Annotated in this window: 20 protein-coding genes; 10 read left to right on the top strand and 10 right to left on the bottom strand. The window is 43.3% G+C overall.

Going from position 1 to position 20,475, the window contains the following annotated elements; translation table 11 throughout:
• From AC5JM2_RS09375 to AC5JM2_RS09385, 3 genes are all read left to right on the top strand, one after another.
• Nucleotides 1-253: hypothetical protein (locus tag AC5JM2_RS09375; protein ID WP_495834623.1), on the top strand; the 253-nt coding region annotated here is incomplete at its 5' end.
• A 631-nt stretch (nucleotides 254-884) separates the two neighbouring features.
• Nucleotides 885-3,341 carry a heavy metal translocating P-type ATPase gene (locus AC5JM2_RS09380; protein ID WP_495834624.1) on the top strand — a complete coding sequence of 819 codons (2,457 nt, stop codon included), beginning with the start codon at nucleotides 885-887 and terminating at the stop codon, nucleotides 3,339-3,341.
• A gap of 221 nt (nucleotides 3,342-3,562) precedes the next feature.
• A complete protein-coding gene (locus tag AC5JM2_RS09385) occupies nucleotides 3,563-4,105 on the top strand; it encodes an FHA domain-containing protein (RefSeq protein ID WP_495834625.1) in 543 nt (180 codons plus the stop codon).
• Nucleotides 4,106-4,609: 504 nt separating this feature from the next.
• On the opposite strand, the gene AC5JM2_RS09390 is transcribed toward AC5JM2_RS09385, so the two are convergent.
• Nucleotides 4,610-4,957: a hypothetical protein gene (locus AC5JM2_RS09390; RefSeq protein WP_495834626.1), complete on the bottom strand. Its 348-nt coding sequence runs from the start codon at nucleotides 4,955-4,957 to the stop codon at nucleotides 4,610-4,612.
• A gap of 201 nt (nucleotides 4,958-5,158) precedes the next feature.
• Between AC5JM2_RS09390 and thyD the strand changes: the two genes are divergently transcribed.
• On the top strand, nucleotides 5,159-6,079 hold the full coding sequence (thyD, locus tag AC5JM2_RS09395) for a thylakoid membrane protein ThyD (RefSeq protein ID WP_495834627.1): 921 nt from the start codon (nucleotides 5,159-5,161) through the stop codon (nucleotides 6,077-6,079).
• Between the two features lie 93 nt (nucleotides 6,080-6,172).
• On the opposite strand, the gene AC5JM2_RS09400 is transcribed toward thyD, so the two are convergent.
• From AC5JM2_RS09400 to AC5JM2_RS09415, 4 genes are all read right to left on the bottom strand, one after another.
• A complete protein-coding gene (locus AC5JM2_RS09400) occupies nucleotides 6,173-6,424 on the bottom strand; it encodes a DUF8620 family protein (protein WP_495834663.1) in 252 nt (83 codons plus the stop codon).
• Nucleotides 6,425-6,492: 68 nt separating this feature from the next.
• A complete protein-coding gene (locus AC5JM2_RS09405; RefSeq protein WP_495834628.1) occupies nucleotides 6,493-6,918 on the bottom strand; it encodes a tetratricopeptide repeat protein in 426 nt (141 codons plus the stop codon).
• Between the two features lie 89 nt (nucleotides 6,919-7,007).
• The gene (locus tag AC5JM2_RS09410; RefSeq protein WP_495834629.1) at nucleotides 7,008-7,130 is read right to left on the bottom strand and encodes a hypothetical protein; all 123 of its coding nucleotides are present in this window, start codon (nucleotides 7,128-7,130) and stop codon (nucleotides 7,008-7,010) included.
• An 11-nt stretch (nucleotides 7,131-7,141) separates the two neighbouring features.
• Nucleotides 7,142-7,498: a HesB/IscA family protein gene (locus AC5JM2_RS09415; RefSeq protein ID WP_495834630.1), complete on the bottom strand. Its 357-nt coding sequence runs from the start codon at nucleotides 7,496-7,498 to the stop codon at nucleotides 7,142-7,144.
• Nucleotides 7,499-7,853: 355 nt separating this feature from the next.
• Here AC5JM2_RS09415 and AC5JM2_RS09420 point away from each other — a divergent pair, with 355 nt between their 5' ends.
• On the top strand, nucleotides 7,854-9,503 hold the full coding sequence (locus AC5JM2_RS09420; RefSeq protein ID WP_495834631.1) for a DUF6930 domain-containing protein: 1,650 nt from the start codon (nucleotides 7,854-7,856) through the stop codon (nucleotides 9,501-9,503).
• Between the two features lie 57 nt (nucleotides 9,504-9,560).
• On the opposite strand, the gene AC5JM2_RS09425 is transcribed toward AC5JM2_RS09420, so the two are convergent.
• Complete coding sequence (locus tag AC5JM2_RS09425; protein WP_495834632.1) at nucleotides 9,561-10,430, bottom strand: helix-turn-helix domain-containing protein; 870 nt, start codon at nucleotides 10,428-10,430, stop codon at nucleotides 9,561-9,563.
• Nucleotides 10,431-10,585: 155 nt separating this feature from the next.
• Between AC5JM2_RS09425 and AC5JM2_RS09430 the strand changes: the two genes are divergently transcribed.
• The 3 genes from AC5JM2_RS09430 (at nucleotide 10,586) to AC5JM2_RS09440 (ending at nucleotide 12,826) form a co-directional block, all read left to right on the top strand.
• A complete protein-coding gene (locus AC5JM2_RS09430) occupies nucleotides 10,586-11,218 on the top strand; it encodes an FMN-dependent NADH-azoreductase (protein WP_495834633.1) in 633 nt (210 codons plus the stop codon).
• A 74-nt stretch (nucleotides 11,219-11,292) separates the two neighbouring features.
• Nucleotides 11,293-11,784, top strand: a complete 492-nt coding sequence (locus AC5JM2_RS09435; RefSeq protein WP_495834634.1) for an anthrone oxygenase family protein — start codon at nucleotides 11,293-11,295, stop codon at nucleotides 11,782-11,784.
• A 172-nt stretch (nucleotides 11,785-11,956) separates the two neighbouring features.
• The gene (locus AC5JM2_RS09440) at nucleotides 11,957-12,826 is read left to right on the top strand and encodes a tetratricopeptide repeat protein (RefSeq protein ID WP_495834635.1); all 870 of its coding nucleotides are present in this window, start codon (nucleotides 11,957-11,959) and stop codon (nucleotides 12,824-12,826) included.
• 117 nt (nucleotides 12,827-12,943) lie between these two features.
• Here AC5JM2_RS09440 and crtD read toward each other — a convergent pair whose 3' ends face one another.
• Both crtD and AC5JM2_RS09450 read right to left on the bottom strand, forming a co-directional pair.
• Entirely contained in the window at nucleotides 12,944-14,458 is a 1,515-nt protein-coding gene (gene crtD / locus AC5JM2_RS09445) for a C-3',4' desaturase CrtD (protein ID WP_495834636.1), read from the bottom strand.
• 404 nt (nucleotides 14,459-14,862) lie between these two features.
• Nucleotides 14,863-16,041, bottom strand: coding sequence for a glycosyltransferase family 2 protein (locus tag AC5JM2_RS09450; protein ID WP_495834637.1), 1,179 nt, complete (start codon nucleotides 16,039-16,041; stop codon nucleotides 14,863-14,865).
• Between the two features lie 357 nt (nucleotides 16,042-16,398).
• On the opposite strand from AC5JM2_RS09450, the gene AC5JM2_RS09455 reads away from it, so the two are divergent.
• Together AC5JM2_RS09455 and AC5JM2_RS09460 are read left to right on the top strand one after the other, a co-directional pair.
• A complete protein-coding gene (locus tag AC5JM2_RS09455; protein WP_495834638.1) occupies nucleotides 16,399-17,682 on the top strand; it encodes a M16 family metallopeptidase in 1,284 nt (427 codons plus the stop codon).
• 15 nt (nucleotides 17,683-17,697) lie between these two features.
• The gene (locus AC5JM2_RS09460; RefSeq protein ID WP_495834664.1) at nucleotides 17,698-18,594 is read left to right on the top strand and encodes a fructosamine kinase family protein; all 897 of its coding nucleotides are present in this window, start codon (nucleotides 17,698-17,700) and stop codon (nucleotides 18,592-18,594) included.
• Nucleotides 18,595-18,880: 286 nt separating this feature from the next.
• Here AC5JM2_RS09460 and AC5JM2_RS09465 read toward each other — a convergent pair whose 3' ends face one another.
• Both AC5JM2_RS09465 and AC5JM2_RS09470 read right to left on the bottom strand, forming a co-directional pair.
• Nucleotides 18,881-19,801 carry an NADP-dependent oxidoreductase gene (locus AC5JM2_RS09465; protein WP_495834639.1) on the bottom strand — a complete coding sequence of 307 codons (921 nt, stop codon included), beginning with the start codon at nucleotides 19,799-19,801 and terminating at the stop codon, nucleotides 18,881-18,883.
• Between the two features lie 48 nt (nucleotides 19,802-19,849).
• On the bottom strand, nucleotides 19,850-20,475 hold a 626-nt coding region (locus AC5JM2_RS09470), incomplete at its 5' end, for a tetratricopeptide repeat protein (protein WP_495834640.1).

Consider the following 20,475-nt stretch of genomic DNA (forward strand, 5'->3'; position numbering starts at 1 on the left):
GGAGCCAATACAGCAAGCGCGTAGCGTGGCACTTTGTGCCATAGTCCTTGTTTCCAACGCCAGATGCTCTACTTGGGGAGACCCCAAGACCGCACTGGCTCCTCACTTGGTACTTGGCGTTGATTTTCGGTACAAGCCCCGTCCATCTTTGACGGAATTAATCCAAAATCGTAAATTTAAAAATCTAGGCTTCGTTTCGCTCCACTCCAAGCAGAGCACTTTTAGGGTGGAGTTAATCCAAAATCCGTCTTGAAAAGCTTTGATCGGAGGAAACCTCCGCTCAAACTTTTCGCAAAATCCTAAATCCAAAATTGATTGACTTACAAATATTTTATTTTTTCTACGAATATGCTAACTTTTAAACGTAAAAATATAACCTGGACAATACTCAGCTTACTAGGATTTGTGTATTTCTGTACCATGTCTAATATGGCAATAAATCCTTTCTGGAGAAGCGAGATGACTTTGATCTCACTACAAGCGGTTGCACTGATATCTGTGACTTATTTTCGTTTGACTCGTCGGTGATAACATTCCCTTTTATAGAATTCCTCCGCAGATTTTTGCGAAGCTTCGTACAGTTTATGTTGAGCGTTTGGGCGTTAAGCGTTAAGCGTTCGGGTGTTAAGCGTTTCCTAATTCAACGAGTTCGTTCATAAACCAAACCGGATTCCCATAGTCAAAGTGTTAAGGGAATTCAATTAGAAATTCAAAACGAAAAATGTTTATCCATAACAGATACACAACTATACCCTGATTTACTCATAATTTAAGAAAAATTAACAATTATGACAATCAGTCAAAGGTTTGGATTTCGCCTACGCTCAAATTAGAGACGCTTTTAGAGAGGCGTTAAAATTTACTAGCAAATCCAAAAACTTTCCATGCAAATTGTCTCAAAAACTAACCTTTCCCCAGAAGCAGCCTCGACGACAGAGAAAATCACTTTAGATGTCGCAGGTATGAAGTGTGCTGGTTGTGTAAGGGCAGTAGAACGTCATCTGACTCAGTATCCTGGAGTCAAAAGTGCCTGTGTGAACCTAGCGACAGAAGTAGCAGTTGTAGAATTGGAAGCTGGTGCGGTAGATGCGGATGCACTAGCTAAGCAATTGACAACAGCTGGGTTCCCAACTCAACCTCGAAAACTTGGTGGAAAAGTAGCAGGTGAGACACAATTAATACAAGATCCAGTCCAACGACAGCGGCAAGAAATGCAAGCTGTCAGACAGCAATTCGTTATTGCTGTTGTTCTGCTAGTTTTCTCATTTATTGGTCATTTTGGAAGCATTAGCGGTCACGTGATACCAGTGTTGCATAACATCTGGTTCCACTGTGGATTAGCAACGATAGCACTTTTGTTTCCTGGTCGTCCAATTTTAGTGGATGGCTGGGTGGGTTTACGGCACAATGCGCCGAACATGAACACGTTGGTGGGATTGGGAACGCTTACAGCTTATACCGCTAGTTTGGTTGCCCTGCTATTTCCCCAACTTGGTTGGGAGTGCTTCTTTGATGAACCAGTGATGATGTTGGGCTTTATCTTGCTCGGACGGACACTAGAAAAACGAGCTAGAACTCGCGCTGCAGCTGCATTTAAGGAATTACTTGCGCTTCAACCACAAATGGCGCGATTAATTGCCAAGCCTAAGACGACTGAAGCGACTTCCTCATTATCTTCTAATGCAGGACTGGTAGAAATTCCAGCTGAGTTGGTGCGTGTTGGTGAATGGTTACAGGTTTTGCCAGGAGAGAAAATCCCAGTTGATGGTGAGGTTGTGGATGGACAAACAACAGTCGATGAGTCCATGCTGACTGGAGAAGCAGTTCCAGTGACAAAGCAACCAGGAGATTTGGTGACAGCAGGGACACTTAATCAATCAGGGGCGATCGCAGTTCAAGCAACTCGTGTTGGAAGTGATACAACTGTGGCCCAAATCGTTGCCTTAGTGGAAGCCGCACAAACCCGCAAAGCACCTGTACAAAAATTAGCAGATACAGTAGCTGGATACTTCACCTACGGTGTGTTGACAGCATCTTTGTTGACATTTGTTTTCTGGTACTTTTTTGGAACCCACATCTGGCATCACGCCGTTATGGCGTATGCCATGCAAATCTCTGACCACTCCTTATTCAGCACATCTCATACCCCACACCTGACAATTTACACACCAGTTCTAGTGAGTTTAAAGCTAGCAATTGCCGTTATGGTAGTCGCTTGTCCCTGTGCTTTGGGACTTGCCACGCCAACAGCAATTCTAGTAGGAACAGCTATCGGTGCGGAACGGGGTTTATTAATCAAAGGCGGTGACATTTTAGAAAAAGTTCACCAGTTAGACACGGTAGTGTTTGATAAAACTGGTACCCTTACCACAGGTCGTGCCGTAGTAACAGATTGCCTACCTTGTCAAGTAGAGGAAGAAAAAGCTTTTCGTACCCCTGTTGCTCTTCTTCAACTAGCTGCAGCGGTAGAAAGCGGTACTATTCATCCTTTAGCAACAGCAATTCAACAAGAAGCGCAACGGCAAGAGTTATCTATTCCAGATGCTGCAGACTTTCACACAGAACCAGGACTTGGGGTTTCTGCTGTAGTAGAAAGTACTTTGGTGCTTTTAGGGAACTGCGACTGGTTGCAATGGCACGGTATTTCTATGAGTGAAACTGCCCAAAAACAGGCTCAAGAGTTAGCTACAGATGGAAAAACAATAGTTTTTGTGGCAGTTGGAGATACAGTAGCCGGACTCATTGCTGTTCAAGATACCCTAAGACCAGATGCCAAAGCTACAATAGACAAGTTACGCCAAATGGGTTTACGGGTTATGCTGCTCAGTGGAGATACGCAAGACGCAGCACATGCGACAGCAAAACAACTGGGACTCGCTACCGCTGATGTTATGGCTGGCGTTCCCCCTGCGAAGAAAGCTGCTGCCATACAAGAATTACAATTACAAGAAACAAAGGGAACGACTCGGCACTCTATTGTCGCTATGGTGGGAGATGGCATTAATGATGCTCCAGCTTTATCTCAAGCTGATGTGGGCATTGCTTTACACTCTGGTACTGATGTCGCAATGGAAACAGCAGAAATTGTCTTGATGAGGGATAACTTAAGTGATGTCGTAGCATCCATACTACTGAGCCGTGCAACTTTGAGCAAAATCCGTCAGAATTTATTTTGGGCTTTTGCGTATAACACTCTTGGCATTCCTTTAGCCGCTGGTGTTTTATTGCCAAGTTTCGGTTTTGTCTTAAACCCATCGGGTGCAGCTGCACTTATGGCTTTTAGCTCTGTTAGTGTGGTCACTAATTCTCTTTTATTACGACGTTTTGCTTATCGCTCTTAGTTTTCTCCTTTCGAGGTATTATTTGTGAACACAAGTATTTGATTTTGCCACTCTCAAGTTGAACTACGTTGATAGATTGTTGTTTCGAGATGCACAAAACTTGTTAAAACTGCTACAACATCTATAGTAGTTAAAAGAGTAGAACAATCTGTTCTACTCTTGTGCACAATCAAGCAATTTAAATGCCTATCACATAATAACCATAAACTTTTACAAAAAAAATGGCAGCAAACAATACTAAAGAAATTTTGATTAATCACAGTTCAACTCATACATTGAGCAACGATGTGTCAATGGCAGCACAAACAAATGAAACCCATCTACTGATAGTAGAGCATGATCAAGAACGCAGAGAGTTCATTCTTGATCGCCCTGTTTACTCCATTGGTAGAGATTCCGACTGCGATATCTGTTTAGTAAACTCACTATTTGTCTCGCGCCGTCATGCCACCCTCATTAGGGTACCGCGCGATGATAAGAAGCATAGCTATTATTATCGAATTGTTGATGGTGATGCTAAAGGCAAACCGAGTTCCAATGGTCTGATGATTAACGGGCGAAAAGTACTAGACGGTCTGATGGTTAACGGGCGGAAAATACCAGCTCATGACCTGAAAAATGAGGATGAAATCGTTTTTGGTGCTCAAGTACGTGCCATTTATTACCTATTGCGAAATAGTATGCCCACAGGAGGAGAAATAGATACCAGTGAATATGACATTACACTAATAGACCCGAGAATGACCGATGATATTGAGGACTGAAAGCATATTCATTCTCAAAAAAGCTGTTATCCATAAAGAATGTACTTTTATTCATCAGGGGCAGTAAACACTCAAAAGTCCAGAAGAACTCAAGAGTGTTGATCTTTGAGTCTTGAGTGCGTTAACGCCAAAACATGTATTAGGATTTTCGTCAAAGAGTAATTACGCCAGTTGACGGTAATTTGCACACACTCACTCAGCCACAAAGGCTGTGCTACAAAGCACGGATGATGCATTCTGTCTTGGGATGGGCAGATACCCCTGTGCGGCTATTTCCTATATCTTATGCCTACGGCACTTGGCTTGGGCAAACGCCCAATTCGTGGGCTTTGTGCTTACGCTCACGAATCGGGCGCTAGTCGCGAGAAACGTCGGCAGGGCGCGCTGCGTCACGGCAAAGCAGTGCGTCTCGAAGAGCGGATTATCATGCATGCACGACAGTCGCTTACCTTCTGGCACTCTCTGTGCATAGCGCTGGCTGTTTTTGACGAACATAAAGCGCTACTAGCCTGCTATGCTCTCAATAAGATGCCAATAGCGACAATGTTCAATAGACTGCTTAACATATTCAAATATTTGTCGGCAGTGATTATCTCTTTGAAGTGGTAGTTCCTCGTTTTTAATCACAATACTCATCCGGGTTTCTGTGTCATTAGGTCTGGTTTTATCAATCAATATTTCCACGGTTACTAACTTGGAAATGGGTACAGAACCAAGAATTTCCCGTGCCAGAATGTAATCAGATGTATAATATTGAACATCCAAATGACAATCTTGCAGAAGTTCTACAAGTGAAGCTTGAAGTTGGTCAGTAGGAACAGAAAGAATAAATGAACAGGTATAGCGAGCCATAATAGCCCCACGCCTTGCAACAATCCGTCCATCCTATAATATCGAACCATCTAAGTCATTATAGATTCATTAAAGAATCAAAGTTTTGAGTTCGCACAAACGCAACACACGGCAGACAAACAAATTTCTGACTTCATACTGCAGTAGCGAAACCAAAAGTTTGATAAAAACTTTAAAATAACGATTCGGGGGAGAATGATCATGAAAATAGCAATTGCTGGAGCAACAGGATTTGTAGGTAGTCGTTTGATAGAACGACTACGCCAAGAGGGTATACAAGTGGTTGTGTTAACTCGTAACACAACCTATGCCCAAAAGGTTTTTCCATCTACAGCTTTTCCAAATGTAGAAATTGTTGCCTACACACCGAATAAATCCGGTTCTTGGCAAAGTGCCATTTCTAGCTGTGATGGTGTCGTGAATTTAGCAGGTGAACCCATTGGCGAAGGACGTTGGACACCTGAACGGAAACAGGAAATTTTAAACAGCCGCAAGTTCGTTACGCAAAACATTGTGGACGCAATAATCAACGCTAACCCTAAGCCCAGTGTATTAGTTAATGCTTCGGCTATTGGCTACTACGGCACGAGTGAAACGGCTACTTATGATGAAACCAGCTCAGCAGGTAACGATTTTCTTGCCCAAGTCTGCCAAGCTTGGGAAGCAGAAGCGAATAAGGTCAAAAATGCTGGAGTACGACTCGTGATTCTGCGATTCGGTATTGTTCTCGGTCTGGGTGGTGCCTTGGGTAAAATGATTACACCATTCAAACTTTTTGCTGGTGGTCCTATAGGCAGTGGTCGGCAATGGTTTTCCTGGATTCACGTAGATGATATTGTTAACTTGATTTTGCAAGCTTTAATGAAACCAGAAATACAAGGAGTCTATAATGCTACTGCCCCACATCCTGTGCGAATGGCTCAACTGAGCCAAGCGATGGGAAAAGTCATGAATCGTCCTTCCTGGTTACCTGTTCCGGCTTTTGCTATCGAGGCTCTTTTAGGGGACGGGGCAATGGTCGTTTTGGAAGGTCAACAAGTCCTTCCCAACCGGACTTTGGAAAGTGGCTTTGAGTATAAGTATCCTAATTTGGAACCAGCACTGGCACAAATTTTGAAATAAAAAATTAGAGATTTGACGCTGGTATCGACACTGTAAAGACAAATGAAGTGGGGTGCGTAATCAAAAGCGTTTACTCACCCCACTGAAAAAAAATTACCCATTGTCGGTTTTTATGAATTTTTGGGAAACCCAGTTGATAATGCCACTGATGATGGCACCAGCCATAAGGATGCCAATAGCAGGGTTAAATACAGGTTGCCAAAGGCTGTGCCACAAATCTAACCCCAGTGGAAATCCAACTGTTTTACCAATAACTGCAACTGCAAACCACCCAAAAGCAAACAAGACTAAAAATACATCTGCCACTAAAACCAAGTTTAGCCAGTTTAAAAATTTATCTTTCATATTCATGAGTTATTAATCATCAGTCAATAGTCTAAAACTATTGACTGATAATTTGGACTGTTCAGCAGTTATTCCTCTGGAAAAAGCCAGCTGTTGACTTTTGCCAAACTTTGCCAGTCTGGTTTTCTGCCCAAACCGTCTTCAATACTTTTTTTGATTTCCTCTCGCCAGTCTGGGTTGACAAAAATCAACTGTTGTGCAAAGTCTACATGTTGTCGCAAACCTTTTTGACCTGTTTCCAGCATTGCAACCGCAAGATTCACCCGTGCTTGTGGGTCTTGTGGATTAAGCTTGACAGCTTTTTGTGCAGCTTTATAAGCAAGATTTGGGTTGTCATCCAATAGATACAACCACGCCAAACAAGTCCAAGCAGCACTACTTTTGGGAGTGCGATCGCAAACTTCTTTAAAAACAGGGATTAAATCCGCTACTGGTTCTCCTGCTTTATAACGTTCTAAACCAGTATCAAAGAGAGATTCAATTGTATTAGTCATTACTCATTTGTCATTTGTCATTAGTTAGCCTGCGGTATACACAACGGGAGCCACTACGTTGCAGAGCCAGCACCGTGGGGAGGTTCCCTTCACCCTTGGCGACGCCCACCAGAAGGCGCACCCGTTGGGTAGCATGTGGCATTTTCCCGACTTAGGCGACTACCGAACCAGTCGCCGCCCTGTTGGTTTCCAACTGAGCTGCGCTGGCTCACAAATGAGTATATTACACTCCAAATGATTTCCCGCAACCACAAGTTTGAGCGGCGTTGGGGTTAGTGAATTGAAAACCGCCCCCAATCATAGAGTTGCTGTAATCTAGCATCAAACCATAGAGATATAATAAACTTTTGCGATCGCAAACAATTTTGAAGCCATCATAATCAAAAACTTCATCTTGAGGTGTAATCTTGCTGGCGTCTTCAAAATCCATCATGTAAGACATTCCAGAGCAGCCACCTTGACGCACCCCAACCCGTAAGCATAAGTCTTGACCTTGCTTATCTCGCAAGAATTTCACCTGCCCCAATGCTGCTTCGCTCAACTGAATTCCCCGTTGTAAAGACTGAGTTGCTTGTGTCATCTGCTGTTTATACTCCTTAGCTGGTGTGAGCTTGACTTTGTAGCGGCAAGCTCTTTGGTTTAAACTCCAAGCTCACCGCGAAGGTGGCTGCAAAAGTTTTTGTATTCATTCTAGCGATATTCATGTGCTAGGAATGCAAATTGTAAATACTCCGTCAAAAGCATACAAAGATTTTTATTCTAGAATTGAGAGATTCAATGTGTTTTGAGATTCGATATTTTATTCGTCCAAACCGCAGTGGTAGCTACCAGCAGCAACCACTTATTCACAGCAGCAAGGCCGCGAGTTTTTATCCGAGCCTAGTCTCAGGTCAAAAGTTTAATTCCATATTGCTTGTTTTGATTAACTTACCTCTATGACAAGTTTTAATCGCTCTACCAGTCGTCGGTTGAAGAAATTAACCCAAATTCCTTCTGTGTGGGAGGGCGATCGCCGTCCATTGTCGTCATCACAAACCCAAAATTCCGATCCAGATGTCAAAGGTGAATGTATTCTTTGGGTAGATGGCTCGCAAGGTATTGTCCGGGGTATGGACGTAGTAGCACCAGAAACTGGTCCTGAAGCCATTGTTCGTACCTTAATGCGAGCGATGGAGCATCCTCATAATCCCGCAAAACCTGCTCGTCCTCAAAGAATCGTGGTCAAAGACCGCGAAATTCAATTTTACCTGCGCGGAGTACTACAGGATTTGGACATTGCGATTGAGTATGCGCCAGAACTCCCTTTGATTGATGAACTGTTTCGTGGATTTACTGAAATCTTAGATAGCCAAGTTCCCGATTTACCCCCACAATATGCACAAGCGCTGCGAGAAAAAGCATTTGCACTTTGGCAAGCAGCACCTTGGGAATTCTTGGAAGAACAGCAAATCTTATCCGTAGAAATTAATAAATGGGATGTTGGCACACTCTATGCCAGTGTTATGGGGATGCTGGGGATGGAATATGGAATTTTGTTGTATCGTTCAGAAGACTCTTTAAAGCGTTTCCGCACAAGTGTTTTAAAAGAAGACGAATCACAAGGCCATTTAGAAGAAGCTTTTTTAAAACAAGATTGTCTATTTCTGACCTTTGAGCGTGCTGATGATACCGAAGAAGAGGAGGACGAATTCGATGACTTGGCAGATTTGCCAATATCCGAAATTGAACCCACTTTCGGTAATATCCATCCTTTAGAAGGATTGCGTTCTGTTTTGTATGACGAAGAAGCACTTGTCGTTTATGTGGCAATAGAAAGTCTTTCCCGCTTTATGCGTGATTACCGTAATCAGCTTGGTGGTGATACCTTCCCCAGCCTGAGTCGCCGTTATCGCATCTCGTTACCTGAGTCGTCAAAAGAACTAACAAAATCAGTGTCTATCGCTGTCTCTTCCATGCCACAGTTAGCAACTGAGTTAGAAGAAATAGCAGGTTTTGACACTTTAGAAGATGAAAGCGAGTCACCGGTACCAATCCTTCAGTCATTACGAGATGATTTGATACCAGAAGACTCATTTCTCAGTTTAGGAGTTGTGTCATGGGAGATGTTGGATTACTTGCGTCAGGGGGGAGCTTATCACGCAACAGGGGAAATAACACAAGCAGGAGATGGTTTACCAGTGATTTTGATTCAAACTTCCCGTCCCAAGGCTAAAACTGTGATTTCAAATATTGAACAAGCTGGAGGACTCAAGGCAATTTGTTTTAATCCAGGTGCTGACCCTTTTGATGGGACACGCTACGATTTAGGTTTGTTACAAACCGGAAACGGCGAATTATTCCTGTTTGGTGAGTTTGAAGATGATGATCCAATACACGTAGAAGCTCGCAAGAAATGGAATCAACGATGTAAAAATACCAACGGGTACTGTGGCTTGATTATTGCTAAAGGATTGACAGGGGCTTCTCGTGGTAATCCCCAGTTACGAGATATGATGGCTTTGTTTGAAGCACAGTTTCTCTCGCCCAAAGATTTGGGTCTCGGGACTCTTCAACTTATGCCTCAACTTCAATTTGAAGAAACGTGAGCTATCACTAAGCCAAGTCTCGAATATCCCATAAACTCTTGCGGCAAACTTTTTGGTTTACTGCCTGTAGTTGGTGGGTGTCATGCCTGTAAGCTGCCGAAACTGTTTACTCAAATGACTGTGACTATTAAAACCACATAAAAAAGCAATCTCCGTAATTGTTTGGTCTGTTTGTTTCAATAATTGCTTTGCCCGTTCTACTCGTTGCTGAAGCAGGTATTGGTGAGGAGCTGTCCCGATTGATTGTTTAAACAGATGGCTGAAATGATATTGGCTCATGCCTAGCAACGCCGCTAAATCAGCCAGCTTGATGTCTTGATTCAGATATTCGTTGATGTATTCCAAAACTTGAACAAGTTGACGCTGTGGTAATCCACCCTCGTAAATTGAAAGGCGAAGTTTAGGAGCAGCGTATTGCCTGAGCAAATGCACTGCCAATACATTTGCTAGTGATTGAATGTAAAGCCTTCCGCCTAAATTTTCTTGTTTTAGCTCAGCAAGAAGCATCATGCCGATTGACTCAATCTGAGGATCGCGAGTCCGGAATTCGCTTAGTAATTCAAGCTGATCGGGATTGGTGTCAATAGTTTCTCTGGCAACGCTTTGAATAAAATCAGATGTAATGCGAATCTGCAAGTAGTGGTCGTCTTTATCCCAACGTGCAAAAGACGGAGTCTTTGCAGGAGTTACAGAAATATCTCCTTTTCCGTAAAGCCCCGTATAGGTTTTTCCTCCTTGGATTTGCAGCAAGCGAACTGGACGGGGTGCAAGAGACAGATAAATCGAATGTTCATTGCTGTAATCACACGTTGCCTCACCTGGGGGTTGCTGGAATTGCTCGACCAAAATATTTTCCCAACCCTGAGCTTGGCTAGACAAAATGGGCAAACAGTTTGTTTCAGGCTGTAGGGGGACTGTCGTTTTCATAGTACAAACCCAATTCGTCTCATTCTGATTGTATTCAATGAATGGATGCTCATTGTCTGAAAACTGACAGCAAGATTTTGATAGTGACACAGGAATTAGATAGCTGAGCACGAGTCATTTACCTAAGCTGGAATGGTAATTGATTAGGAAAAGCTATGGCACACCTGTTACACATTGATTCCAGTCCCAGAGGAGAACGTTCACACTCTCGCAGACTCACAAGAGAATTTGTTGAAGCGAGAGTACAGGCTCATCCGGATGATGTCGTCACCTATCGCGATGTTGGTCGTAAGCCTGTTCCCCATGTAGATGAACCGTGGATTGCAGCGGCTTATACACCGCCAGAACAGCGTACTCCTCAGCTCCAAGAGTCAATTCGCATTAGCGATCAACTCGTGGACGAATTCTTAGCTGCGGATCTCTACGTCATCGGTATTCCTATGTACAATTTCAGCGTTCCCAGTACGTTTAAGGCTTATATTGACCAAATTGTCCGTCCAGGGCGAACTTTCGTGTTTGAGCCAGAAGATGCTGCAAACCCTTACAAACCTCTCGTATTGAATAAGAAAATGTTTATCATCACAGCGCGGGGTGATTCTGGCTTTGGACCTGGTGAGCGTAACGAGAAGCTAAATCATCAAGATCCGTATTTAAGAACACTTTTTGGATTTCTTGGCATCACCGACATCACTTTTATTCATGTTGAGAATGATGAGTTGGGTGGCACAAGTTTGGTGAAATCGATCGCAGCTGCCCGTGCCCAAATCGCTCAACTGATCGCAAGGTAATCCTTGGGAGGCTTTATCAGTTATCAGTTACCAGTTATCAGTTACCAGTTTTTACTGTTCACTGTTTGAAGACAATGACTAACCATTCCCTTTTCGCATTGAAGCTTTTCTCAGCACTGGGCTGCGGGCTGATAGGCGGAGTCTTTTTCGCCTTCTCAACCTTTGTGATGAGCGCCCTTGCTCGACTGAAGCCGACACAGGGCATTGCCGCCATGCAATCCATCAACATCACAGTGATCAATCCGTTGTTTTTTACAGTGTTCTTCGGAACAGCTGTGGCTTGTATCTTTCTGGCTGTCTTCTCACTGTTAAAGTGGCATCAACCCAGTGCTTTCTACTTGCTCGTCGGTAGCCTGCTTTATCTTGTCGGCACTATAGGCGTGACAATCGTGTTCAATGTACCGCTGAACGAAGCCCTGGCGATCGCCGATCCGAACAGCACTGAGGGCGCGAGGCTATGGTCTGGCTACCTTGTCAACTGGACAATTTGGAACCACGTTCGGGCAGGAGCAGCACTTGCAGCAGCAGCATCGCTCACGATCGCCCTCTGTGATCGAGCGTCGTAATCGTAATGTTTTACTCAGGCGTAACAATAATAAGATTTATTAAAGAAAACTAGCAATTAAAGACATTTTTGCCTATTCCATACCTCTAAGTAGATTTTGTTTACCCTGTATCGTTAAGTAATATAAATAGTGTGCTTGTCTGTAACGATAATAACTTTTTGGGGAATCAACAATGAGTCAAGCAGCACCCGCAGGGGTAGATAGTTCATTACTACTTGTCACACAGAACTATAAAGAGTGGTATCGACAGGGTAAACGGCTCGAAAAGCAAGAGAATTACGAGGAAGCGCTCACTTATTACGACAAAGCAATAGAGGTTTGTCCTGATGAGTACTGGCTCTGGTATGACCGAGGTAGTGTGCTACGGGAATTAGGTCAGTATCAGGAAGCACTTGCTAGTTTTGACCGAGCATTAGGACTTCGCCCTAATGATTACTGGGCGTGGTACAGTCGAGGCTACATTTTGGTAGAAGAACTAGAGCAGTTTGAGGAAGCGATCGCCAATTTTGACAAAGCCCTCGCAATTCGCCGCGATGATTATTGGGCGTGGTTCCGTCGAGGAGATGCCTTTAGATATTTAGAACGCTATGAAGATGCAATTTCTGACTATGATGAAGCTTTATCAATTCGCCGCGATGATTACTGGGCATGGTTTCGTCGGGGAGATGCATTAAGGCATTTACGTCGTTATGAAGATGCGCTAAAAAGTTATGACAAAGCCCTTTCTCGTCGCTCAGATAATTTTTGGACTTATTACAAGATAGGCGATACGTTAAGATATCTGGAGCGCTACGAAGAAGCGCTTGTAAGCTATCAAAAAGCAACTGAACTGAAGCCAGACGATGAGTACGCTTGGTATAACATCGCTTGCTGTGCAGCCCGAGTTGGAAAAGAAGCGCTAGCGCTTGAAAGCCTGGAGACTGCGCTGAAAATCAATCTAAATTTTCAAATATTTGTTAAGACTGACCCCGATTTGGATGTCATCCAAGATGGTGAACAACTTGATCACTTGCTGTGCAAGATAGCTGAGTGGAACGCCTAGATTTGGACAATAAAGTTTGTTGGGTTTCCACATACTAACAAGCCATAATTACATCACTCAAGTCTGAGCCAAGGAAACCCCGGCTCAGACTTCTGTGCAAAATTAAAAAATCACTCATTATTTTTGAGCCTCTATTTGCTTGACTGCAGTCAGCGCCGAGTAACTCACACCAGCAGTCCCTTCGCCTGGGTGAGTGGAGTCACCAACGAGCCACAAATTGTTGATGGGTGTACGATTGGCAAAACCAAAGGGACCGAAAGTTGATATCCTTTGACCAATACCACCAACAATACCCTGGTCTCGTGCTGTGTAGCGTGCAAAGGTGCGAGGAGTGGCTGCTTCTACATGAACAATAGTTTCTGGTTTCAAGTAAAAGAACTTTGCCAGACGGGAGATAGCATCTTGTGTATATTGTTGTTTTAACCCCTCATAATCCTCACTCACCCACCACTGTTTTGTATCTACAAAAGAAGAAGCAACAATTGTTGCTTTTCCTTCTGGGGCGCGTCCATCTCCTGGATGACTCACAGAAACAAACAGGGAATTATTGTTACCAATTGGACCTTTGGCATTATACATAAATTGGAGATGGGGCGGACATCCAGAAGGAATTGCGCTTTCGTCTACACCCAGATAGATAACGAAAGCACCTGAAGCGGGTGGTAGTTTTTCGACTCGCCGTTTGTAACCATGAGGAGCTTTATTACCCAATAACTGCACTAAGTTTTGTGCAGTCACATTAGCAACTACGTGGTCTGCTGCTTCTGTCCAGACTTCGTCAGTTTTCTGGTTACGAATGACCACAGCACTCACTTTGCCCTTTTCGACTTCAATATGTTCGACTGTGTGGCGCATGAGTAAGGTGCCACCTTTTTTTTCTAGGGCTTCTAAGAGGCGATCGCTGAGGACTTGCATACTACCTTGGAGATGATACAATCCCTGCGGCAACTGCGATACACTCAACGCTGTTGCTGCATAAAGTAAAGCCGTCTCTTCGGTATCTACCTGAGAGTAGAGCTTGAGTTGCAAATCCAAAAATGTTTTTAAACGGTGGTCGTTTCCTAGCTTGTAAGCACGCAACGCATCCCCAACGGTAAACAAAGTGTAGGGTACGGTTATGAATGTACTAGGACGTAATGCTTTAGTAAGTTGCACTAAATCCCACACGTTACGTGGTGGTAGCACTGGATCGCGTCCTTGAAATTCCCAACTCGCTTTAAACAAAGCCGCCATCAACTGCCAAAAAGGTTCGCTAAACGGAAACTGTCGTTGTCGTTCCTGTTTCCATTTCTGTGGATCTCGCCAAACGTTGATTGGTGTTTGCTCACCTGGCAAATACACTGCACAAGCTGGATCACAAGGCGTTGCTTGCGGTAAATCAATTTCTAATTCTGTAAAAATACGATGGTGGATTCCCCCTGGTTCCAACCCTGCAACTTGAGTGGCTCCTACATCAAAGGTAAATCCTTTACGTTGAAAGGTAGAAGCACAGCCTCCTGGTACAAGAGCTTGATCCAGAATTAACACACTGTAACCCCTATGTGCTAGTAACGCACCAGCAGTGAGTCCGCCAATTCCGGCACCAATAACTATAACGCGGGGTTTGCTGTTGCCAACACGATAACCTGGCATTGATATTTACGACATATTTCTTATTTTATAATTATAATAAGATTTATAAATTTTAAAAAATAAACTTAAACAGTTAGGCGAACGCCAGAGCCGGCACGAGGGAAACTGTTCGGCTAAGCTCACGGCCGAAGCCCTCCTCATGCGTGCTGGTCTCACCGTTAGCAACATCAGGACTTACGCAACTGGCACATTTTTCTTCAAACTTTCACAGGCCGAGAATTTGGCTATAACGTTTATAAATCAATGCTTACGAGCATTTCACCTCAATTTGAAATATATGTGCCAGTTGACCTTATATTGTGACGCTTGCGTAAGTCCTAAACATATGAAAGAAACACCATCTCCCTTCTTACCTGTTAAGCGTTCCCTGTTCCCTGTGTTTCTTGAAAGTTTAAAGACTTAATTTAATGGGATAAGGCGCGACAAAGCTGCAAAACTTCTAACCATCTTTGCCACATAATTCTTGCATGCGGTTTCAACGGAAGTTTGTACGGTTGATACATTTGGTTTTGGATCTCAGAAACTGTAGTCAATTGACTAACCGCTGCCCTATTTTTATCATAAGAAAATTTTTCCCTAAACCGCAACGAAGAATGATGATCTTGCCAAATCAAAGATGTAATAGGTTCAACTGCAATTTTGAAAAGGCATTCGATTAGACATTGATAAACTGGTCGAAGTAACAGTGGACTGTAGTCTAACTTGATGCTTTTATATAACCAAGTTAGAGTGCTCCAATAATCTCCGCTTGCCCTGCTTTTCCATGCAAGATGAACGTAAAAAGAACTAGCAGCCCAATGATATATGTGAGCAGGTATTTCTGGATGTTTTCTCTGAAAATTTGCCATAACCAGATTGTAAGACTTCTCCATTGTCTGACATCCGTTAGACATACTTGCTTTCACCTGACGATAGCCAATCAAAAACTCAGGTACAACTCGAAATTGATAATATTCAGCAATCCGCAAGTAAATATCCCAATCTTCACAACCTTGTGCATTCTGCTCTCTGAGTTTGCTGCTGTAACCGCCAACTTTATCAAAACAAACTCGACGAATCAGAGGGACACTTGCATTAATAATAAAGTTTGTATATAGCATAGCTGGGTAAACCTCTCCCTCTATGCTGAGAACATTTAAATGGTGATGGGGAATGTACTGTCCGACAATTGCGTCTTCTTCGTCAATAAACACTGACCAAGCATAAATTAATCCTACCGATTGGTCTGCCTCCAGCAGACATTGCACTTGTTTCTCTAGTTTCTGAGGATACCAAATATCATCAGCATCAATCGGTGCAATGTATTCACCTTTAGAATTTTCAATCGCCAAATTACGAGCTGATGCGACACCTGAATTTGATTGTTTGAAAAGGCTGATGCGACTGTCTTTTTGAGCAAACAATTCGACAATTTCAGCCGTTTTATCCTGAGAACCGTCGTCAACTACTAAAATTTCTATATTTTTATATGTTTGAGATATGATTGATTGCAAGGTGCGAGTGATGAAAGCTTCTGCATTATACGCAGGAACGATAACTGAAACTAATGGCAATTCACCCTTGATTTCATTGACCATATTCATGCAACTTTTGTTTGTGACAATCAAGTCAACAAATTCCGATGACTTATTTACTGTTATGTATTGTTTGTGTATCAAACATCATCAGTGATAATATGCAAAATTAAAAAAAAAATTATTTACTATTTCTTAACAAAACCCCGCTCAGACACTGACAGGACTTATCCAACAAGATCCTTCGTTGTGGGAGGGTGTAAGGGGGTAAGGGCGTGTGTAAGGGTTTGAACACCTACACCCCTATACCCCTTGCCCAAACGCGGTTATTTCTCGTTTCCATGCGTAAGTCCTAACTGATAATCCCGGTAGAGATTTCAGTCCTAGGTAAGATAAAGAGGTGTAAGCTTATCCCTACAACTTGAAATGACCACCACACTGCTAAACTTTCCTCGTCTTAATACTCCAAAGCTTTACCAATTGCCTGGGGGTTTGACTATAGTTGCAGAACAGATGCCTGTTGAAGCAGTGAACCTGAGCTTGTGGGTTAATGTTGGTTCCACTGCCGAGTCAGATACCATTAACGGTATGGCTCACTTTCTTGAGCATATGATTTTTAAGGGAACTGAACGATTGGCAAGCGGCGAGTTTGAACGTCGAATTGAAGAGCGCGGTGCTGTAACTAATGCCGCTACAAGTCAAGACTATACTCATTACTACATTACGACTGCTCCCAAGGACTTTGTAGAGCTTGCGCCACTGCAAATTGATGTCGTACTCAATGCGAGTATACCTAACGAAGCTTTTGAGCGCGAAAGATTAGTCGTTTTGGAAGAAATTCGACGTTCTGAGGATAATCCCCGTCGCCGCATTTTTCAACGAGCGATGGAGACAGCTTTTGATAAGTTACCTTATCGGCGTCCAGTTTTGGGACCAGAAACTGTCATTTCTCAATTGCAACCTCAGCAGATGCGGGATTTTCATGCAACTTGGTATCAACCCCGTTCAATAACTGCTGTGGCTGTAGGTAATTTACCTGTGGAAGAATTAGTTGAAATTGTTGCAAAAGGTTTTGAACGAACTGTAAGCACTCAGCATGCAACGCCTATCACTCAGCACTTACTAGCTAACTCAGAACCTCTGTTTACAAATATTGTCCGTAAAGAATTTATTGATCAAAGCCTGCAGCAAGCAAGGCTAATCATGCTTTGGCGAGTACCTGGGTTGAACCAATTAGAAAAAACTTATGCCTTGGATGTTTTGGCGGCAATTTTGGGACATGGGCTGACATCAAGGCTGGTGCAGGATTTGCGCCAAGAACTGGGGCTGGTTTCCCATATTTCTGTCAGCAATATGACGCAGCAGTTACAAGGTACATTTTATATTACGGCTTATTGTACAACTGAAAATCTGTCGGCAACAGAGGCTCGGATTGTGCAGCATATCCAAAATCTGCAAACAGAAATGGTAAAAGAGGCGGAAATAGCTCGTGTACGGACAAAAGTGGCTAACAGATTTATTTTTGCCAATGAAACACCAAGCGATCGCGCCAATTTATACGGTTACTATCAATCAATGGTAGGAGATTTGGAACCAGCATTTAACTACCCAGCTCGCATTCAAGCTCAAGATACAACTAGCTTGATGCAAGCAGCACAAGAATATCTTTCCCCAGATGCCTATGGTGTCGTTGTTATCAAACCATTTTAGTTTCCTATTACTATGATGTGGACTGAAATTGATGCCAATATTAGCCAGGTGACTGGCGAAAAATTTCAATCGTCACAACGACGCTCAGTCGGTGGTGGATGTATAAATCAAGGTTACAGTGTCTGTGACGGTGAGCGCACCTATTTTGTCAAGTTTAATCAAGCGTCGCAAATTGCAATGTTCGAGGCTGAGGCGCTAGGCTTACAGCAAATGTACCAAACAGCGACTATCCGCGTTCCCAAACCTATTTGCTGGGGTATTGCTGGTGATTCTAGCTATGTGGTGTTGGAATGGCTAGAGATGGGTTCAGCGCAAACAAAATCTTGGGAAGAAATGGGGCGCAAGTTAGCAGCAATGCACCGATGGAACCCCCCTCGCCTTGGTAATGGAGGAAGTCAGGGGGGTTTTGGTTGGGATATAAACAATACTATTGGTTCCACGCCTCAAATTAATACTTGGACAGCAGATTGGGGTGAGTTTTATACTAAATATCGGCTGAGTTATCAATTCCAATTGGCAAGGCGTAAGGGAGGTCATTTTCCCCAAGAAAAGGAGTTACTAGAGGCTATTCCTGAAATATTCGCAGATCATAAACCACAGCCCTCTCTTGTACATGGTGATTTATGGGGAGGAAATGCTGGGTGTACTGTTGCAGGAGAACCAGTGATTTTTGATCCAGCGGCTTATTTTGGCGATCGCGAAGTTGATATCGCCATGACAGAATTATTCGGTGGTTTCTCTGCTGCGTTTTATCGCGGTTACAACGAAGTTTGGCGCTTAGATCAAGGATATGAGCAAAGAAAAACTCTCTACAACCTGTATCACATTTTGAATCATTTCAATTTATTTGGTGGTGGTTATTTGTCGCAAGCAAACCGGATGATTTCCCAGATTTTGGCGATTTCGCGCTAACTCAGATCTTGCACCTCGGCGTTAGTACGCCTTGAACTGAAGTTCAAGGCTCATAGCCAAAGTCCGTTAAAACGGACTCAAAGACTTACCTAGTCCGTTTTAACGGACTTGAACTTTGAGCCAAGAAATTTATTTCTTGGCGGATGAGAATTATGGTGCAAGATCTGAGCTAAGGCACATTAGACATATGCAAAAATAATTCATCTTTTACCTATTCAACATTTTATGACTCAAACCATACCCAAACTAGTAACCTTTCTTTTTTAGGCTAAACTCCAGTTCAAAACTATGTCCCAATTTGCAAAACAATTTTGCCGCGTGTGCGCCCACTTTCGGAAAGTTGGAATGCCTTTTTGACTTCTACAAGCGGCAAAACGGTTGCGACGTGCGCTTTTAATCTGCCTTCGTCAACCAATGCGCTGATGGCAGCTAATTGTTCCGCGTTTGGCTTGCAATAAACCCGCGCGGACTTGACGCCAAATTCCTGCGCTTTTTCTTCGGACGGAAACTCCACTGACGTTACCAGAAAGCCACCTTTTTTCAAAGTTTGGAACGCTCTTTCAAACGTGTCGCCGCCGACTGCATCGAAGACGACATCAACGTCTTTAACGACTTGTTCAAAGTTTTGCTTCGTGTAATCAACGAATTCATCCGCGCCTAAATCTCTGACGAACTCTTCATTGCGTCCCGAAGCCGTACCGATGACGTATGCGCCTTTTGCTTTGGCAAGTTGAACAGCCAGCGAACCGACTCCGCCTGACGCGCCGGTTATCAAAATTCTTTGCCCGCTGCTGAGATGGGCTAAATCAAAAATCGCCTGCCATGCGGTTAACGCGCCGAGTGGAACCGCCGCCGCGTTCTCGAAATCGAGACTTTGGGGTTTAGACGCAATATCCCCCATTTTGGCGATCGCGTATTCGGCGAAACCTCCAGAGCGTATGATGCCGTAAACCGCATCACCTTCTTTGAAACCTCTGACATCATCGCCAATTCTTTCGATTGTTCCGGCAATCTCGCCGCCGAGTATGATGGGTAGTTTCAAACCGAGCCTTTCGCCCAAACCGTTGCGGATTTTCCAGTCAACCGGATTAACCCCCGCAACGTGAACTTTCACCAAAACTTCCTCCGCCTTCGGCTCCGGGCGTTCGACATCGGCATAATTTAGAACGTCATCATTGCCGTATTCATTGATTACTATTGCTTTCATTTTCCTCGCCCCTGTTTAATTTATTGGTTGAGCTACTTACTATTGTTATTATTTTGTGCTTAGTTCTTTAAGTTCTTGTTTTGCTTTTTGGTTCAATTCAACATCATCATTTAATTGCAAGATTTTTTGGAAGTCTTGTATGGCTTTATCTTTATTGCCCTTATTCTTATAAACTAACCCTCGGTTGTAGTAAGCATCGGTTAAGTTAGAGTCAAGTTTAATAGCTTGGTCACAATCGGCTATACCACGATCATAGTCTTTCTTAATACGGTATAGCTCACATCGGCTATCATAAGCTAGGGCTAAGTTCGGGTCAAGTTTAATAGCTTGGTTAAAATCAGCTATAGCGCGGTCATAGTCTTTTTTATATAAGTAATAAATTCCTCGGTTTTTGTAAGCTTTGGCTAAGTTCGGGTCAAGTTTAATAGCTTGGTTAAAATCAGCTATAGCGCGGCCATAGTCTTTTTTATTATTGTAAGAAAATCCTCGGTTGTTGTAAGCTTTGGCATCGGTCGGATCAAGTTTAATTGCTTGGTTATAATCAGCTATAGCGCGGTCATACTCTTTTTTATATAAGTAAGAACCTCCTCGGTTGTAGTAAGCTTTGGCTAAGTTCGGGTCAAGTTTAATTGCTTGGTTATAATCAGCTATAGCGCGGTCATACTCTTTTTTAT

The organism is Brasilonema angustatum, assembly GCF_059505445.1.

Bases quoted from the DNA above. Each gene is read 5' to 3' on its own strand.
- AC5JM2_RS09380 (WP_495834624.1), top strand. From the start codon at position 885: ATGCAAATTGTCTCAAAAACTAACCTTTCCCCAGAAGCAGCCTCGACG.
- AC5JM2_RS09385 (WP_495834625.1), top strand. From the start codon at position 3,563: ATGGCAGCAAACAATACTAAAGAAATTTTGATTAATCACAGTTCAACT.
- AC5JM2_RS09390 (WP_495834626.1), bottom strand. From the start codon at position 4,957: ATGGCTCGCTATACCTGTTCATTTATTCTTTCTGTTCCTACTGACCAA.
- thyD (WP_495834627.1), top strand. From the start codon at position 5,159: ATGAAAATAGCAATTGCTGGAGCAACAGGATTTGTAGGTAGTCGTTTG.
- AC5JM2_RS09400 (WP_495834663.1), bottom strand. From the start codon at position 6,424: ATGAAAGATAAATTTTTAAACTGGCTAAACTTGGTTTTAGTGGCAGAT.
- AC5JM2_RS09405 (WP_495834628.1), bottom strand. From the start codon at position 6,918: ATGACTAATACAATTGAATCTCTCTTTGATACTGGTTTAGAACGTTAT.
- AC5JM2_RS09415 (WP_495834630.1), bottom strand. From the start codon at position 7,498: ATGACACAAGCAACTCAGTCTTTACAACGGGGAATTCAGTTGAGCGAA.
- AC5JM2_RS09420 (WP_495834631.1), top strand. From the start codon at position 7,854: ATGACAAGTTTTAATCGCTCTACCAGTCGTCGGTTGAAGAAATTAACC.
- AC5JM2_RS09425 (WP_495834632.1), bottom strand. From the start codon at position 10,430: ATGAAAACGACAGTCCCCCTACAGCCTGAAACAAACTGTTTGCCCATT.
- AC5JM2_RS09430 (WP_495834633.1), top strand. From the start codon at position 10,586: ATGGCACACCTGTTACACATTGATTCCAGTCCCAGAGGAGAACGTTCA.
- AC5JM2_RS09435 (WP_495834634.1), top strand. From the start codon at position 11,293: ATGACTAACCATTCCCTTTTCGCATTGAAGCTTTTCTCAGCACTGGGC.
- AC5JM2_RS09440 (WP_495834635.1), top strand. From the start codon at position 11,957: ATGAGTCAAGCAGCACCCGCAGGGGTAGATAGTTCATTACTACTTGTC.
- crtD (WP_495834636.1), bottom strand. From the start codon at position 14,458: ATGCCAGGTTATCGTGTTGGCAACAGCAAACCCCGCGTTATAGTTATT.
- AC5JM2_RS09450 (WP_495834637.1), bottom strand. From the start codon at position 16,041: ATGAATATGGTCAATGAAATCAAGGGTGAATTGCCATTAGTTTCAGTT.
- AC5JM2_RS09455 (WP_495834638.1), top strand. From the start codon at position 16,399: ATGACCACCACACTGCTAAACTTTCCTCGTCTTAATACTCCAAAGCTT.
- AC5JM2_RS09460 (WP_495834664.1), top strand. From the start codon at position 17,698: ATGTGGACTGAAATTGATGCCAATATTAGCCAGGTGACTGGCGAAAAA.
- AC5JM2_RS09465 (WP_495834639.1), bottom strand. From the start codon at position 19,801: ATGAAAGCAATAGTAATCAATGAATACGGCAATGATGACGTTCTAAAT.